13 protein-coding genes, 1 pseudogene, 1 riboswitch and 1 other annotated feature are annotated in these 16,402 nt (G+C 41.9%); of the genes and pseudogenes, 10 read left to right on the top strand and 4 right to left on the bottom strand.

Going from position 1 to position 16,402, the window contains the following annotated elements; genetic code table 11:
* Nucleotides 1-332: 332 nt before the first annotated feature.
* Nucleotides 333-2,093, top strand: a complete 1,761-nt coding sequence (locus ACZ449_RS17715; protein WP_464257385.1) for a formate--tetrahydrofolate ligase — start codon at nt 333-335, stop codon at nt 2,091-2,093.
* A gap of 193 nt (nt 2,094-2,286) precedes the next feature.
* Here ACZ449_RS17715 and ACZ449_RS17710 read toward each other — a convergent pair whose 3' ends face one another.
* Nucleotides 2,287-2,490: a TOBE domain-containing protein gene (locus tag ACZ449_RS17710; RefSeq protein ID WP_464257384.1), complete on the bottom strand. Its 204-nt coding sequence runs from the start codon at nt 2,488-2,490 to the stop codon at nt 2,287-2,289.
* A gap of 674 nt (nt 2,491-3,164) precedes the next feature.
* Between ACZ449_RS17710 and ACZ449_RS17705 the strand changes: the two are divergent.
* A pseudogene (locus ACZ449_RS17705) lies at nt 3,165-4,477 on the top strand (IS3 family transposase).
* A 183-nt stretch (nt 4,478-4,660) separates the two neighbouring features.
* On the opposite strand, the gene ACZ449_RS17700 reads toward ACZ449_RS17705, so the two are convergent.
* Nucleotides 4,661-6,346 carry a hypothetical protein gene (locus tag ACZ449_RS17700; protein WP_464257383.1) on the bottom strand — a complete coding sequence of 562 codons (1,686 nt, stop codon included), beginning with the start codon at nt 6,344-6,346 and terminating at the stop codon, nt 4,661-4,663.
* An 87-nt stretch (nt 6,347-6,433) separates the two neighbouring features.
* Complete coding sequence (locus ACZ449_RS17695) at nt 6,434-6,865, bottom strand: hypothetical protein (RefSeq protein WP_464257382.1); 432 nt, start codon at nt 6,863-6,865, stop codon at nt 6,434-6,436.
* A 175-nt stretch (nt 6,866-7,040) separates the two neighbouring features.
* Nucleotides 7,041-7,156: riboswitch (molybdenum cofactor riboswitch) on the bottom strand.
* 427 nt (nt 7,157-7,583) lie between these two features.
* On the opposite strand from ACZ449_RS17695, the gene modA reads away from it, so the two are divergent.
* Nucleotides 7,584-8,396 (top strand): molybdate ABC transporter substrate-binding protein, encoded by an 813-nt coding sequence (gene modA, locus ACZ449_RS17690; RefSeq protein WP_464257381.1) that lies wholly within the window; start codon nt 7,584-7,586, stop codon nt 8,394-8,396.
* Between the two features lie 123 nt (nt 8,397-8,519).
* Here modA and ACZ449_RS17685 read toward each other — a convergent pair whose 3' ends face one another.
* On the bottom strand, nt 8,520-9,506 hold the full coding sequence (locus ACZ449_RS17685) for a Gfo/Idh/MocA family protein (RefSeq protein ID WP_464257380.1): 987 nt from the start codon (nt 9,504-9,506) through the stop codon (nt 8,520-8,522).
* A gap of 87 nt (nt 9,507-9,593) precedes the next feature.
* On the opposite strand from ACZ449_RS17685, the gene ACZ449_RS17680 reads away from it, so the two are divergent.
* From ACZ449_RS17680 to ACZ449_RS17650, 7 genes are all read left to right on the top strand, one after another.
* Nucleotides 9,594-10,406, top strand: coding sequence for a polysaccharide deacetylase family protein (locus tag ACZ449_RS17680; protein WP_464257379.1), 813 nt, complete (start codon nt 9,594-9,596; stop codon nt 10,404-10,406).
* 169 nt (nt 10,407-10,575) lie between these two features.
* Nucleotides 10,576-10,836 (top strand) — a binding site (T-box leader).
* A gap of 54 nt (nt 10,837-10,890) precedes the next feature.
* Nucleotides 10,891-12,588 (top strand): biosynthetic-type acetolactate synthase large subunit, encoded by a 1,698-nt coding sequence (gene ilvB, locus ACZ449_RS17675; RefSeq protein WP_464257378.1) that lies wholly within the window; start codon nt 10,891-10,893, stop codon nt 12,586-12,588.
* Complete coding sequence (gene ilvN / locus ACZ449_RS17670; RefSeq protein WP_464257377.1) at nt 12,588-13,085, top strand: acetolactate synthase small subunit; 498 nt, start codon at nt 12,588-12,590, stop codon at nt 13,083-13,085. The genes ilvB and ilvN overlap by 1 nt, the downstream gene beginning before the upstream one ends.
* A gap of 71 nt (nt 13,086-13,156) precedes the next feature.
* Nucleotides 13,157-13,936: a hypothetical protein gene (locus ACZ449_RS17665; RefSeq protein ID WP_464257376.1), complete on the top strand. Its 780-nt coding sequence runs from the start codon at nt 13,157-13,159 to the stop codon at nt 13,934-13,936.
* A gap of 215 nt (nt 13,937-14,151) precedes the next feature.
* Entirely contained in the window at nt 14,152-15,009 is an 858-nt protein-coding gene (locus ACZ449_RS17660; RefSeq protein ID WP_464257375.1) for a response regulator, read from the top strand.
* The gene (locus tag ACZ449_RS17655; protein WP_464257374.1) at nt 15,000-15,467 is read left to right on the top strand and encodes a chemotaxis protein CheX; all 468 of its coding nucleotides are present in this window, start codon (nt 15,000-15,002) and stop codon (nt 15,465-15,467) included. Before ACZ449_RS17660 ends, ACZ449_RS17655 begins: the two co-directional genes overlap by 10 nt.
* Nucleotides 15,468-15,529: 62 nt before the next feature.
* Entirely contained in the window at nt 15,530-16,387 is an 858-nt protein-coding gene (locus tag ACZ449_RS17650) for a YitT family protein (protein ID WP_464257373.1), read from the top strand.
* Nucleotides 16,388-16,402: the final 15 nt, after the last annotated feature.

Genomic DNA, 16,402 nt, shown 5'->3' with positions numbered 1-16,402 from the left:
ATGTTTTGCAGCGGTAACAAGTAAGCTGGATAAGGCAGAGCTGGAGAGAGAATTTACAGAAAATATAACAAATTGGGATTTTTGCGTCATTTCTGCGTGTTTTGCTAAATTCTGTGCAGATCGAGTTACTTTAGCTAAACCTATCGAAGGCTTAAGGACAACCAATGGGAACTGCTAATGCACATGGCTTGTTTTTTACGTGCAAAATGCAGTTACCCCGGATTATTTAACGCTTAAATATAAGGAGGTGGTGTGAAAAAGAAGTTTGTTGGCAGCAATGGAAGTATGCTTACGAAATTAAATGAAAAGCAAAAAAAGGGGGATTTATTATTATGGCATGGGATCCTACAGTAATGAAAGACTGGCAAATAGCCGAAGCAGCAGAGGGGAATATCCCTTCTACCGAGAAGTATCAGGAAATAATGGGACTGCAAAAAGACGAAATCATTCCTTACGGTAAAACTCCGAAAATTGATTTCTTAAAGGTAATTGATCGTCTGAAGAATAAACCAGATGGTAAATATATTGAGGTAACTGCCATTACTCCTACCCCGCTTGGTGAAGGTAAATCCACTACGTCAATTGGTATTATGGAAGGCCTTGGCAAACGTGGCATGAATGTCGGTGGCGCGTTACGTCAACCTTCTGGTGGCCCGACTATGAACGTTAAAGGTACTGCTGCTGGCGGCGGTAACGCTTTATTAATTCCAATGACTGAATTTTCGCTTGGTTTAACTGGCGATATCAATGATATTATGAATGCCCATAACCTGGGTATGGTTGCCATGAACGCTAGAATGCAACACGAAGCCAATTACACTGATGCCGAGTTGGCTAAAAGAGGCCTAAAAAGACTGGATATTGATCCGAAAAATATTGAAATGGGCTGGGTCATTGACTTTGCTGCTCAAGGTCTTCGTAACATCATTATGGGTCTTGGTGGTAAAAAAGATGGTTTCATGATGCATTCTAAATTCGGGATCGCTGTTGGTTCTGAGTTAATGGCAATCTTGGCAGTAGCTAAAGATTTGACTGATATGCGGGAACGTTTCAAGCACATTGTAGTTGGTTATAACAGACAAGGTAACCCAGTTACTACTGGCGATCTTGAAGTTGACGGTGCTATGACTGCCTGGATGCGTAATACCATCAACCCGACACTCTGCTCTACTGTGGAAGGTCAGCCTTGTTTTGTTCATGCGGGTCCGTTTGCTAACATTGCAATTGGTCAGTCCTCAATCATTGCTGACCGTATTGGTCTTAAATGCTTTGATTATCATATTACTGAGTCTGGCTTTGCTGCCGATATCGGATTCGAAAAATTCTGGAACGTTAAATGCCGCTTGAGCGGACTTACTCCAAACGTTTCTATCCTGGTAGCAACTGTTCGCGCTCTCAAAATGCACGGTGGTGGACCTACCGTTATTCCAGGTCGTCCGTTGCCTGACGAATATACTAAAGAAAACCTGGGTCTACTCGAAAAAGGTTGCGAAAACATGGTACATCTGATCAACATGATCAAAAAATCTGGAATCAAACCAGTTGTTTGTATCAATGCTTTCTACACTGATACCCCGGCTGAACATGCTTTGGTTAAGAGAATTGCTGAACAGGCTGGCGCGCGCGCTGCTGTTTCCCAACACTGGATGAGTGGTGGCGAAGGCGCTCTTGATTTGGCTGATGCAGTTATGGATGCTTGTAAAGAAAAAGTTGATTTCAAATTCCTGTATCCGCTGGAAATGCCACTTCGTCAACGTGTTGAGAAGATTGCCACAGAAGTATATGGCGCTGATGGCGTTGACTGGGCTCCGTTGGCTGAGGAAAAAGCTCAGAAATTCGAGTCTGATCCTAAGTATGCCGATTACTGCACCATGATGGTTAAGAGCCACCTGTCCTTGTCGCATGAACCTACCTGGAAGGGTGTACCAAAAGGCTGGAGATTGCCGATCCGCGACATCTTGGTCTATGGTGGTGCCAAATTCCTCTGTCCGATGGCTGGTGCAATCAGCTTGATGCCAGGGACTAGCTCTGACCCTGCTTATCGTCGCATTGATGTTGATGTTAAGACTGGTAAAGTTAGCGGTTTGTTTTAAACCACTCTTAAAGGTGATACCTGTTGCTGTGAAGTTATGGCTCATGATTCCAAAGGGATACCGGTAGTGACTGCCAAGTAGAAATTGATGAAATCGAAAAGTGTAGATAAAGCTAAAACAGAGGCATTGACTAACCCTTACTTTGCGGGGTGAGTCAATGCCTCTGGATTTATTGGCAGGTACGTGGTTACAATTATTTAAGAACCATCATCTCAGTAGCCTTTACCAAAGCCGTAACCTTGTCTCCAGGAGCTAGGTTTAAGTCTTCAACAGAATCTACCGTAATGGCAGCTACCAGTTCGGTACCCTTATAATCCATGATGACTTTAGCCATAACAGTCCCTTTAACAACTTCTTTTACAGTGGCTTCCAATTTGTTTCTTCCGCTAATTTTCATTGTAATCAACACTCCTTAGTTTTTTAATATCCTTGTAACTAGTATAGCATGTTATATGACAAAAAACAATAAAATTACCCATTTAATCCTAAATTTAACCGTATTTAATCAAATTAACAATATAAATCTATATATCGCCGGATATCGCTAATTTAAGATGATTATCGCTAACAATTACGTACTGAAATAATGGTTATATTGGTAAGTGTTCGTTGGTTTGCTAGATCGGCGGCAACACCCCTCCTGTGGGACATGGCAGGGCTAACTGTTTTCAACATAAGCTAACATAAAGTACAATTGAGTTGTGTAAATGAAATAAAAAGAGGACTATCGCACGCACGATAGTTCTCTTTTTAATATATCAAAGTATAAGATTTGGGAGTCGCGGAGGCATTATAAAACAAGGGGTGTCAAGTACAAAACCCGGCACAGGCAGCCGTAAGGTGGTACCTCGGTATCCCTCGTAACCCCCGTAACCCCCCGGCCTTTGCCGGAAAAAGCGTTCCGCAGGAGAAAAGCCGGGCGGTATTCCGTTAAAAAATCCGTACTGTTTGAGCGTGAACCGGTACCCCGATAATGGACACTATTATAAAGTCCGTATCGGGGTTTTTGTATGTTCATAGAACGAATAAATGTATATAATGAAATTATTAATTACCGGAGGCGGAATTTTAGTGAGTAATATATTCTATAGCGAATCGGATCAACACATCCTTCTGAGAAACCCCAATGTAGAGAAAGTAACTGACCGCTATATCTCGTATCATTCCGATTTTAAAATTAGAGCGGTCAAAGAATACTTATCTGGAAAGAAGCCTAGACAAATTTTTATTGACAATGGCTTCAATCTTCAACTAATAGGAGACGATAAACCATTTGTCTGTATCAAAAGATGGCGTATCATTTTCAAACAGCGTGGTGAGCAAGGTCTGAGAGAAGCGGGACGAAGTTCAAAAGGTATCCGTTTAACAGGCAGAGAGTCGTCCATTGAAGATAAGTTAAAAAAGGCCGAGGCCAAAATTTATTTTCTTGAGGCAGAAAATGAATTGTTAAAAAAGATACGGGAGAAAGAAAGAAGGCGTTAAATGCTGCAGAAAAGTTCCAAATCATATATCGAGTCATACGAAAGTATCCGAAGTATCGTATGATTAGTTACTTATGTGAGATAGCACAAGTTAGCCGTAGCGGGTTCTATGCCTGGCTGAAGGCAGCACCTAGTCGATACCAGAGAGAAGAGCATGACAGAAATGATTATAAACTGATTGAAGAAATATTTATTGCTACTAAAAGAAAGGGTGGCTGGCGCACGATAAAGATGAATCTAGAAAGAGAGTACGCAATTCTTATGAATCACAAGAAGATTTTGCGTATTATGCGAAGGTTCCAATTGGTTACGGTGGTGAGACGGAAGAATCCGTATCGAAAAATGGCAAAGGCAACTCAACCTCATAAAACGGTATGTAATCTGCTAAAGCGCAAGTTTGATCACCACGAGCCGCAAAAGGTCATGTTAACCGATATTACCTATCTATATTACGCCGAGGGGCGTAAGGCTTACTTATCGGTCATTAAAGACGGATCAACAAGAGAAATTTTGGCTTACCATCTATCGACTTCTCTCGAAATGGGTCTTGTGATGAAAACGCTGGACCGATTACAGGAAACTTTGGGCGGAAACATCCACCCTGACGCAATTATACACTCGGATCAGGGATTTCATTATACACATCCTGAATTTCAGTGCAGGGTGAAAGAATTATTGATAAAACAGTCCATGTCTAGGAAGGGCAACTGTTTGGATAACGCATCAATGGAGTCATTCTTTGGACATATGAAGGATGAAATTAATATAAAAGAGTGCCAAAGCTTTACTGAAGTTCAGAATAAGATCGATGAATACATTGAGTATTACAATTGCCAACGTTACCAATGGGGATTAAAAAAGATGACCCCAAATCAATATCGGGATCATCTTATCGCTTCCTAAAACGGATTTCTTCTCACTGTCCTAATTTAGGGTACCAGTTCACGTAGCGAGTTTGCGGATTTTAGGAATATCGCCCGGCTTTTCAGCTTTTGGAGGCTTTGGGCCTAGACCTTTTGTTACTTTTGGGGCAATGCCAAAAGTAAAACCCTTCTCCTTGTATTCAAATTCGTAATTAATGCTGGTTCATAGTTCGACAACACGGCCGATATCATTATGTACTGTGGCATTTCTTGCTGCTGTTTCTGCTGCATAGTCCGAATCTGCAGCGTTGACCATCTGGTGAATGGTAAGGGCAATATTAGTATTAGGCAAAAACACTAGATGCTTATTATAATAGCGAATTGGTTTGATCATCTTATAAAAGCAATCGTGGCTAAATTTGCACCGAACATTGGCAAAAATAATATCGGCATGGATAATCAGTGCTTCGTCAAAGTTGCTTGTGTCGCCAAAAAGATATACAAAGTGGGGGAGTTTGCGCTTTAACTTGGCTTGCCAGTTTTCAGAACCGCCGATAACCAAGGCATGAATAGTGCTTAGTCTTTTTAAAGCCGTCTCTATATTGTAATGTTTATTGGATATTGCTGCTTTAAAAATAGTATCAGAGTGAATTGTTTTTATGTCTGCGATTTTTCGAGGGTGATCTTCGATTTGCGCAAGTTTAGTTTTAAGCAGTTGATTTTCCTTGGTCAATGCATTTAACACGAATTTTTGTTTAAGAATCAGATTGTTAATCTCTTCTTCCTTTAAGGCTAGTAAATTAGTTTTTGCAGTCAAATCCGCGCTCATTCTTCGGACCTCTGTTTCACAAGTCTGAAGCTGCTTTTGAAGATTATTCATTTCAGCATATGGAAATGGGGCATTGTGTTCAAAATAATATTTTTTCGTTTTCTTATATTCTCTTACGAACTCAAGTAAATTTAAGCCAAACATTACAAATTCAGCACAATCTAATTCCATCTCTTCTTTGCTTTGTTTATGATTAGAGCGAAATAACTCTGCAGTCATCTTAACAATATAAAGGCGGCAAAGAAGTTCTACATCTCGCTCCTTAACCTGCGTCAAGAGTTTTGGGGAAAACAATGATATTCCTGCTATTGACGACAGATATGCGCTGCAGTGGGCCAAGCCCTCCCAGCAGTGGTCGCCGTTCCAGGGATCGCGATAATTATGAAAGACTTTTTGATATATCAAATTTTTTAGATAGCGGGCCACTTTTTTTACTGATGCTTTATTCAGTCTGCCTCGTAATTGTTGAATTTCGCTAGTACCATCAAGTTTGCTGGCAAGTGTTTGGATAATAGATAAAGTCTCAGGAGTTGATACAATTGCCTTTTTTCCTAGAGCACATGTCATAAACATTGCGAATTTTAAGGAGGCCTGCGGTGGTAAGTCGATGGCTGGATACAACGCAATGAAAGTCTGGAGATATTGTGTTGCGGCGCCTGTAAGAAGATTATGGTGCTGACTATTTTGGGTGGATTCAGCGTAATACTCCGGCTTAACAGCTGTTGATAAATCGATTGTTTCGGAGTTCTTTATGTAATAGTGCAAATCATTCCAGTGTTTTGTTAGGCTGCGTAATAGCTGTTCGAATAAGGGAGAATCGCGACCATCTTCTATAGCCGCAAGCAGCACCCCTAAATATTTTACGGCATAACATTGCCGTTCAATACCGCTGGTAGTGAACAAAGGGTAATTTGCATAGGGAGAAAGGGATGCTGCGGTCTGGTAGCGTGTTTTATCAGTTTCATAGAGTGCGTCAATCTCCTTGTATGCCGAGGTTGTATCGGCAGCGAGTTGAACAAAAAGTGGAAGCGTATCTACAGAGACATTGTCGACTATTAAAGTGAAATCGGAAATCTTCATAAGGCATCACCATCTCTTATGTAATCATGTATTGTTAAATTTCCTTTTGGAGCTATTTTAAAGCAGAACATGTGCTTTGTAGGGGCTTCATTTTTGAAAGATTCGTAGCGTATGCAAACTGCGTTTTGCTGTGAACTGGTCGGGGTCATTTTGGTACGCTGCTGCATTTTTTTTTGCACTGTGTTCGACACTTTCCTGTTGGTAAGACTCAGTAATAATTGTACCTTGCTTGCCGTTAGCTGCTTGTATTGCTGATTTGATTGCAAGAAGAGATTTCGTAATATTTTCAAGGTTGTTTGTCAACGATACAATGGTATTGGCATAGGCCTCAAAAGTGAAGTTGTTCTTAGTCAATTTAGCTTCTTGGAGGGTTTTATAGGTGTCCACAAGGAGTTCCTGAAATGCGTGTTCTGAATATTCTAAGTCAGTTAACGTGTAGCAACCGGGTTCGCAGTCGACCAATAGCATGATTTTTCCGTTTTTTAAAATATCGCTGTGGGTATGGACTCGCTCGAACATAATTTTTCCTCCTATCAAAATAGTGTTATTGACATACAAATGTTCTAGGGTGGAGCATATGCAGGATAGTAAACTTCTAATAAATCAAAATTGCCAAGCTTATCCGGGATGGAAAGGCTTGGCAATGAATTTAAGCAGGCGCAAATCGGATCATAAATAGGCACAAGGAACTGCGCCGCTTAAAATATTGCTCCTTTCCAAAAGGGAGATATAGCCGTTTCCCGCTATACCGATCGGCCGGTTACCATACCTTGAAGGATTAGGTAAATCGGCTAAGAAGCAGACTATTCAATTGTGAGAACTTGAGATAAAAGGCATTTTGATAACAAGAACTAACATAAACAAATATAAACAAGTATAATACTATTATATTTGCTGAGATTATATAAAGCAATAGGGTTGGTATATATTGAGTAGAAAAAATTTAGTTTAGCGATAATGCCGGTAAATATGGAATTATGCCTGTAATTACTGAGTTTTAAGGCTGAACAAGTGTTACTTAAAGAAGTATTTATTATATGGTAATTGCTTGCAATTACCATATAATAAATACTATAATAAAGTTATGTTAGTTTATGTTGGTATAAATTTGTTTATTTTTAAATTAGGGGCGGTCAGGTCATAGCATGGAATTGTGTATTAAAAGATGCTGACAGACATGAGCTTGTCCTGGAGAAATAGCAGCCAGCGCTACTGGCAATGCGAGGGGGAGTTATCTGTGAAAGAGAAGGTTGTAGTTAATTGGCTGTTTATACTGGTTGCAGTTCTGGTTGTCGCCGGAACAATTTGGGCAACAAAGCCTGTTGTCCAAACGCCGGTAAAACTGACCGAGCCTATGGAAATTAATATTTCTGCTGCGCTTGGGCTGAAAGATGCTCTGCAGGATATTCAAAAAGAATATGAAGCGTCTAATCCAAATGTAAAACTTGTATTTAATCTTGGTCCTGCTGGAGTTTTACAAAAACAGTTAGAACAGGGTGTCATGGCAGATATATTTATTTCTGCTTCACCGAAACAGGTGAATGATCTGCAAAACCAAAATCTCGTAGTAGCTAGTACCCGAAAAATACTGGTTAGTGATAAATTGGTACTGGTGGTTCCGAAAAACTCTCAATTGAAAATCGAAGGTTTTCAAGATTTAACAAGGGTCACAAGGTTTGGTATGGGCGAGCCGGGGACTGTGCCGGCTGGTCAATATGCTATAGAGTTACTTAAAAATATTGGTATATGGGAAGCTGTTAAAGATAAAGCCGTACAGGCTAAGGATGTTCGCACAATCATTGCCTATGTTGAGACAGAAAATGTTGATGCAGGAATTGCATTTTCGACGGTGGCCGCGTTAAGCGATAAGGTCAAAGTAGTCGCGGCTGCGCCAGATGGGTCGCACACGCCGGTTACGTTTCCAGCAGTGGTTATGGCTAATTCTAAGCATCCCCAAGAAGCCGAAGCCTTTTTGACATATCTTTGTAGTCCACAAAGTGCAGCAGTCTTTAAGAAATATGGTTTTACTTTTGTTGGTTCAAACCAATAAAGCAGATGATATTGTTAGTAGGTTAACGTAAACGGCCTTGCCTCCTGTGTTGATCAGGAAGCAAGGCCATTAGTATGACTGTTTGCCGGTATTACAATTACCTGGTTTAAGCTATGCCGCTAGTTAATCCTCACAAGGGAACCTTAGCCCCCAGTCGGCACGGGCTGTATCCATTAATCGCATTACTGCTAGGGTATTTTGATGAGTCATGATATCACTCTCCCTTTTTTTAGCGCGCAAACAAGTGACCGTTTCCCGTATTTGATATTCAAAACCATTAATCTCAAAGGGTGAATCGACAGTGGATTGTGTACCATCGTTTTTTTTCAAAGTAAAGTTTTGGAGTGCGGAAAAGTTGGGGAGAATAATCTGGCCTTTAGTACCGAAGACCACAGCTTGTGGTTCGATAACAGAGCCAATGGTTGTAATTAAGTGGGCAGTCATGCCGTTTTCATAAGCTAACATGATACTATTAAATTTATCTGTGCCATATTCGCCCATAATGGCACTTGAGCACATCTGGGCAGGCTGATAGCCTAGCAGCATGGTTGCCACCCCGAGGGCGTAAACACCGATATCCAACAAAGCACCTCCGGCCAGGTTAGGATCAAATTTTCTTACATACCTCGCCCCGGTGGGGGCAAAGCCATATTGGGCCCTGAAATGAATTATGTCCCCAATAGCACCTTCGGCGATAGTTTTGCTAAGCTGCTGGTAGGCTGGGAGAAATTTTGTCCAGAAGGCTTCCATCAGAAACAAATTTTTTTCTTTAGCCAGTTGAATAAGGGCAGTAGCTTGCTCTATGTTGACAGTAAATGATTTTTCACAAAGAACATGTTTGCCATTCTCTAAACAGAGTTTCACGTTTTCATAGTGGGAAGAATGTGGGGTAGCAACATAGATAACATCAATCTCGGGATCACGCACTAACTCTAAATAACTACTATAGGCGCGTGGTATACTATAACTTGTGGCAAATTGACGGGCAGATTCCTGGCTGCGTGACGCGACAGCTAAGAGAGTGCCGCAATCGGGTAACTGGGGAAAAGTGTCTGCAAATTTTTTCGCAATCGTACCTGTTGATAGGATACCCCAATTTATCTGTGTCATGATAAAGCCTGCCTTTCAGGTAGAGTTTAATTTCTATTAAAGTTAGTTTATAATAGAAATTAATATAAAACAAGAAGAGGGATTCATATGCAGATCGGAAAAAAGGTAGTATGCCACCAGCTTATTTGCCTGCTTGTCGGACTTTTGCCTGTTATGTTTGCCAATAGTGCATCTGCCCAGTATCTTAACGGTATTCCCGTATTGTTATATCATCATGTGAGTGAGGACAACAGTGATTTACCGAATTTAACGGTGACACCGGCAGAGTTTGCACGGCAGATGGATATGTTGAAAAAGGCGGGTTTTGAAACTATTTCCCCGGAAAAGTTTGTTGCGTATATGCGGCAAGAGCCGGTTAAACTGCCGGACAAGCCGATTCTTATTACATTTGATGATGGTTATGAGGATAATTATTTATATGCTTTTCCTATATTAAAGCAATATGATTTTCGTGCTGTTATTTTTGTACCAGGTGTAAATATTGATAAAAACAAGCGGTTGTCAAGTGCTCAGATAAGGGAGATGTCTGCCTATGGTATTGTTTTTGGCGGTCACTCGGTGACGCACAGTGACTTGACCGCGCTATCAGGTCAGGAGTTGCAGTATGAGGTTAAGGCTGTCAAAAAGGACCTTCGACAGGTTACGGCTAAAACTTCGGAGTTATTTTCCTATCCCTACGGCTATTTTAATCTAAGGACCTGGGAAGTAATAGCAGCAGCCGACTATCAAGCGGCGTTTACCGTCTTGCCGGGTCTTAATACCCCTGACAGGGACAATATTTATTTATTACGACGCATACCTATCTATAGTACTACTGACTTTAATGGTTTGTTTAGACTTTTGGATACCAATCAGGTTAAAACCAAACTGCTGGAATATTCACCGGAATACGGCGGGTAGGTCAACTGTTTTTTGTCATTTTGCTTCTTCGCTTGTTGGCATAGTATATAATGTTTACAGTTAGTTAAAGTATAATGATATTAAATAGAAAAGGTGTAAACAAAATAGCAGAATGTTCTTGACAACAGAACGATTTTTCTGTAATATAACAATCAATAAAATAGAAGTTGTAAAGACGATGAACGGAAGAGTAGTTATAGTGTGATAGCAACAGCGAGCTGGGATTGGTGTGAGCCAGCGCTATCGAATATAATGAAAATCATCCGCGAGTTGCGTGCTGAAATGTTAGTAGGCTACGCCGGGTTCTCTTGTGAGAAATTGCCGCCCGTTATTGCGGCGAGGTATCGAGTCTAACCTCCGTACCTATGAGCAGCTATGGTTATTAACCATAGAATTTGGGTGGTATCGCGGATTAACCTCCGTCCCTTTTGGTAAGGGACAGAGGTTTTTTATTTTTTATTGAGTATAAAAGGGGGAAATTAGCTTGAAAATGTTGGGTGCGGAAGCAATTATCGAGTGTTTGAAGGCCGAAGGGGTAAACCTGGTGTTTGGCTATCCGGGAGGCTGTGTGTTGACCTTATATGATGCGTTGTATAAAGCTGATTTTCCCCATATTTTAACTAGGCATGAACAAGGTGCTGTTCATGCTGCCGACGGCTATGCCCGGGCAACTGGCAAAACTGGGGTTTGTTTTGCGACCTCAGGTCCTGGCGCGACCAACTTGGTAACCGGTATTGCCACTGCCTACATGGATTCTGTTCCGCTTGTGGCCATTACCGGGCAGGTAGGGGTTGGGGTGATTGGAAAAGATGCTTTTCAGGAAGCCGATATCATTGGTATTACTACTCCCATTACCAAGCACAATTATTTAGTTAAAAAGGTTCAGGATTTGCCGAGAATCCTGAAGGAAGCCTTTTACATTGCGCGGACTGGGCGGCCGGGGCCGGTGGTTGTCGATGTTTCCCGCGACGTTTTTAATGCTCCGTTGGATTTCGAGTATCCGGAGACGGTTAGCTTACGGGGCTATAGCCCCCTGTTTGCCGGTGAACCGGAGAGTGTGGAACTGGTTGTACAGGCTATGGCGGCAGCTAAAAATCCAATCATTTTTGTCGGCGGCGGTGTTATCCTATCTGAAACAGTAGCGGAATTTCGTAAGTTTGCTGAGATGACAGGATTTCCTGTGTTTTCCAGTTTGATGGGATTAGGTTGTATTCCGGCTGATTCCCCGCAACATTTAGGTATGGTAGGTATGCATGGGACGTATGCAGCCAATATGGCTACCACCGAGTGTGATCTTTTGCTGGGTATTGGCGTTCGATTTGATGATCGGGTAACAAGCGTAGTCAAAAATTTTGCGCCACAGGCTAAGATTGTACACTTCGATATTGATCCTGCTGAGGTGAATAAGAATGTACGTGCCGATCTGCGGGTTGTCGGCGATCTTCGCTGGTCTTTGCCTCTGCTTAATGAAAAGACGGCTAGACGCAGCTCAGCAGAGTGGCGCGAAGGAATTGCCGTATGGAATGAGTGTGTACAAATGTGGAAACGGGAAAATCCGTTAACCTATGCTCAGACATCAGGAAAAATTATGCCTCAAACTGTTATTGAGAAGGTAAGTCAGCTTACCCAGGAGAATACTGTTATTGTAACTGATGTTGGACAACATCAGATGTGGGTGGCACAATATTATAATTTTGTCAGAGAACGTTCCTATATAACATCAGGCGGTTTAGGAACCATGGGTTATGGTTTGCCAGCAGCTATTGGTGCGCAGATGAGTTTACCTGATAAAAACGTGGTACTATTTACTGGCGATGGCAGTATTATGATGAATTGTCAGGAACTGGCGACAGTGGCTGACAATAATTTGCCATTAAAGATTTTTGTTATGAATAATGAAGTGTTGGGGATGGTTCATCAGTGGCAGCGGATGTTTTACGGTCAGCGCTATTCTCATTCCAGCATCAAGGGAAAAACTGATTTTGTCAAACTTGCTGAGGCGATGGGTGTGCCAGGTTTGCGGGTTACTCAACCTGATAAGCTAGATGCAGTGCTGGAAAAAGCCTTAAACATGTCGGGACCGGTACTGGTTGATATACTATTGCCGCCTACTGAGGATGTGCTGCCTATGGTTCCGCCGGGTGGACGGCTGGATCAAATGCTTTTAGGGGGGATGAGCTGATGAAATACACGTTGGCAGTGTTGGTCGAAAATCGACCGGGGGTGTTAACTCATATCTCCGGACTGATTAGCCGGCGGGCTTTTAATATCGAGAGTATTGCCGCCAGCTATACCGAAGAGCTAGACACGACCCGGATTACTATTAGCGTTGCGGCCGATAACGAGGTTGAGCTGGAACAGGTTGTCAATCAGTTGTCCAAGTTAGTTGATGTCATTAAGATTGTTAACCTTACCTATGTTGAGTCCATTGAGCGGGAATTGGCACTGATTAAGGTAAAAGCCAGCAAAACCAACCGCTCAGATTTGGTGAATGTCGTAGAGATTTTTCGTGCCAAAATTATTGATGTTAACCGGGAAACGGTGGCAATTGAACTTACCGGCGAGGAAAGCAAAATTGACGCTTTCTGCGAAGTGCTGCTGGATTTCGGCATTATTGAGATTGTCCGGACAGGTAAAATTGCGCTGGCGCGGGGGCCGGTTCCAGCCAAAGAGATGTAGTGAAGTTAATGGTTTTAATAGCCCTGCTAGATAATTATTTAGTCATACAATAACTTAGCGGAGGTGTCACTATGTATTCAGAGCGAGCCTTTATTGTATTAACACCTTATGAATCCAGGCGACTGATTGCCAAGGCAGTTGCCCAGCTTCCGGTAGTTAAAGCAGCCTTAACAAACGGCTGGATAGTTGTGGCGACCGGAACCAGCACTGGATATGTTGCCGAGGAACTTCTTGGCAGCAAGCTGATTAAAGAAAATTTTATATCAGGTCATATAACTGTGGGAGAGACCTGGAGCACTCCGGATAACCCTGATTTTATTTTCCCCATTGTCTTGCATAAAGGAGTCCGGCAGGATATTCGGACCGAAAAGGCTCTGGAGAAATTCTCGGACACGGATGTTTTTATTAAAGGTGCAAATGCTGTTGACAGCAATTTCAACACGGCGATCTTCATGGCTAATGATGCCGGCGGAACAATTGGTTCAGCTATCGGCAGTCTGTATGCCCGTGGCGCCCGCTTGATTATGCCGGTAGGACTGGAAAAAATGGTTCCAAACGTAACCGAGGCTGTCAAACACTGTGGTAATAAAAGCTATAAATACACTACCGGCACCCCGGCTGGGATGATGCCGATTGTTAATGCTACGGTAATAACTGAGATACAAGCGGTTTCGACCATGTTTGATGTTCAGGTTTACCATGTTGGATCTGGGGGAATTGCTGGTTCCGAAGGCGCAGTGACCCTGGTGCTTGAAGGTGAACCGGCAAAAGTTGAAAAGGCATTCCAGTTTATTCAGTCGCTTAAAGGGGAAAAGCCGCTATTGCGTCCGAATGGGATACAAAAACAATAAGCAGTAACAGTGTCGCAACTTGGTAACGGTGTGATCAAAATAAGATAAAGGGCTATCCTTGTATCTTATTTTTTGTCTTATTTTATCTTAATAATTTCTTGTGGAGTTGTTTTCTTAGGCAATTTGAGTTATCATTAATATAGGTAAATCACATTTTCTGGGATGGTTAGTGGGGGTTGGTCACGTAAAATATAATACGAAAGTAGGGCTAAAACTTGAGTATTCGCATTATGATTGTTGATGATTCATCCTTTTCCCGGGTGATTTTAGCAGACAGTCTCCAGCAGGAAGGCTATGAGGTTGTTGGTGAGGCTGAATGCCTGGAATCTTTAGTAGATACGTATAACAAATGTAAACCTGATATTGTAACCATGGATATAGTCATGCCAGGGGCGGACGGTTTTGAGTGCAGCAAAGTACTGCTTGCCCATGACGCCATGGCTAAAATTATATTAATTAGTTCTATGAAGGATGAGCAAACAGAGGCTGAGGCCCGGCGTATTGGCGTAGCTGGTTATGTGCAAAAGCCTGTTGAGGCAGAAGTATTGCGACGGGTTATTACTGGAGTTGTCTCGCCAGACCGTTTATACGAGCAACTGGTGAACTGGAGTATCGATGTTTTCCAGGAAGCATTGGCGCAGAGCATAACCCGCATGACTAAAACAATAACCACTTTCTCGGAACGGACGTGGTCAGACAATGAGGTTTCACAGGGTATAACGGTAGTTATTGGTATAATTGGCCATTACTCAGGCTCGATGATCTTGGATTTGTCACAGGAAACGGCAGAAAAGATGGCAGAGGGCATTTTGCGTCGCCCGGCTAAGAACCAAGAAGAGATTATGGCAATGGCAGCGGAATTTGCCAACGTAGTTGGTGGTGTGGCTTGTTCTATGCTAAATAAAAAGGAGCAGGCATTTGGACTCAGAGTATCGCCGCCAAGCGTATTCTATGGAGTGCAGACGAAGATTGTCAGCCCTACTATTCAGCTTCAGGGTATCTATGGCGATAATGATTTTGGCCGGATATATCTAGGTATTGGCTTTAAGAGGGGGATGGTATTATGGATGTAAACATAATTAATCCTATACTAGAAGCTTTCACCAATATTTTGCCGCAGATTGGGTTTCAAACAGTAGAGAAAAAGGGAGTTTCACTAGCAGCATCTCCTTTGCAGTATCAGGGAATACTTATTAATATCGGTGTTCTTGGTCCTTTGCAAGGAACAATACTTATTGGCATGGATACTGCATCAGCTAAGCAATTTGCCTCCAAAATGATGATGGGCATGGAAGTGGCTGAATTAGACAGTTTAGCGCAAAGTGCTATTTCCGAGATGGGAAATATGGTGTGTGCTAATGCCTGTACCCAATTTACTAAGGTTGGTATTGAGGGCCTGGATATATCACCGCCCACTTTGTTGATTGGTAATGATGGGCAGGTAAGATTAGCAGTTCCGAATGTTATCGTAGTTGAATTTGCTGCAGATAATATTAAAGTAATGGTATATGTGGGTGTGTATGATAAGTAAAGCTTAGGTGATTTATTGTAAAAGTATAAAAAGCATTAGATGAAATCGAAAGGAGGTTATATATGACGAAACGAAGTTCAAATTTACGAATTCTAAAAAAGTATACCTTGCTTTTCATAGGATCAATCATAGCTGCAATTGGATTGGAGATTTTTTTAGTTCCCAACAATATTATTGATGGCGGTATAGTCGGTATTTCTATTATGGCTAGCCATATAACAGGGTTACCGTTAAGTTTATTTTTGGTAGTGCTGAATATACCGTTTTTATATTTGGGATATGCTCAGATTGGTAAAACATTTGCTATTTCAACTCTTTTCTCTATCCTATCTCTGTCCTATTGGGTTTCGGTCTTTCATCCTATACCGGGACTAACCAACGATTTGTTCTTGGCGGCAATCTTTGGGGGCATCATCGTTGGCATTGGTGTTGGTTTGATTATCCGGTATGGGGGTTCTCTTGATGGAACAGAGATTGTTGCCATTTTGCTGGACAAGCGTACCAGTTTTTCAGTCGGCGAAATCATCATGTTCTTTAATTTGTTTATTCTTACCAGTGCAGGGTTTGTGTTTAGCTGGGATAAAGCTATGTATTCGCTGGTGGCGTACTTTGTTGCCTTTAAAGTCATTGATACAGTGATCGAAGGTCTGGATGAATCTAAGGCAGTTATGATTGTAACAGACAAGCCTGATGAGATAACCGAGACCTTAATGGCTCGGCTAGGCCGGGGAGTTACCGTTTTGCATGGTTCAGGCGGTTATACTAAGGAACGCAAAGATGTGCTGTATTGCGTTATTACGCGGTTGGAGATGGCCAAATTAAAATCGATTGTTGATGAGATTGACGAGGGTGCCTTTGTTACCTTTAACGATGTTCATGAGGTAATGGGTGGGCAATTTAAGAAAAAGGCAATTCACTAATCAATTCATGCATTA

The sequence above is a fragment of the Desulfosporomusa polytropa genome (assembly GCF_055380075.1).
The sequence above is the reverse complement of the archived record's forward strand: the minus strand, read 5'-3'. Positions and strand labels throughout refer to the sequence as shown.

Coding starts and splice junctions, on each gene's coding strand:
- ACZ449_RS17715 (WP_464257385.1), top strand. CDS start 333: ATGGCATGGGATCCTACAGTAATGAAAGACTGGCAAATAGCCGAAGCA.
- ACZ449_RS17710 (WP_464257384.1), bottom strand. CDS start 2,490: ATGAAAATTAGCGGAAGAAACAAATTGGAAGCCACTGTAAAAGAAGTT.
- ACZ449_RS17700 (WP_464257383.1), bottom strand. CDS start 6,346: ATGAAGATTTCCGATTTCACTTTAATAGTCGACAATGTCTCTGTAGAT.
- ACZ449_RS17695 (WP_464257382.1), bottom strand. CDS start 6,865: ATGTTCGAGCGAGTCCATACCCACAGCGATATTTTAAAAAACGGAAAA.
- ACZ449_RS17685 (WP_464257380.1), bottom strand. CDS start 9,506: ATGACACAGATAAATTGGGGTATCCTATCAACAGGTACGATTGCGAAA.
- ACZ449_RS17680 (WP_464257379.1), top strand. CDS start 9,594: ATGCAGATCGGAAAAAAGGTAGTATGCCACCAGCTTATTTGCCTGCTT.
- ilvN (WP_464257377.1), top strand. CDS start 12,588: ATGAAATACACGTTGGCAGTGTTGGTCGAAAATCGACCGGGGGTGTTA.
- ACZ449_RS17665 (WP_464257376.1), top strand. CDS start 13,157: ATGTATTCAGAGCGAGCCTTTATTGTATTAACACCTTATGAATCCAGG.
- ACZ449_RS17655 (WP_464257374.1), top strand. CDS start 15,000: ATGGATGTAAACATAATTAATCCTATACTAGAAGCTTTCACCAATATT.
- ACZ449_RS17650 (WP_464257373.1), top strand. CDS start 15,530: ATGACGAAACGAAGTTCAAATTTACGAATTCTAAAAAAGTATACCTTG.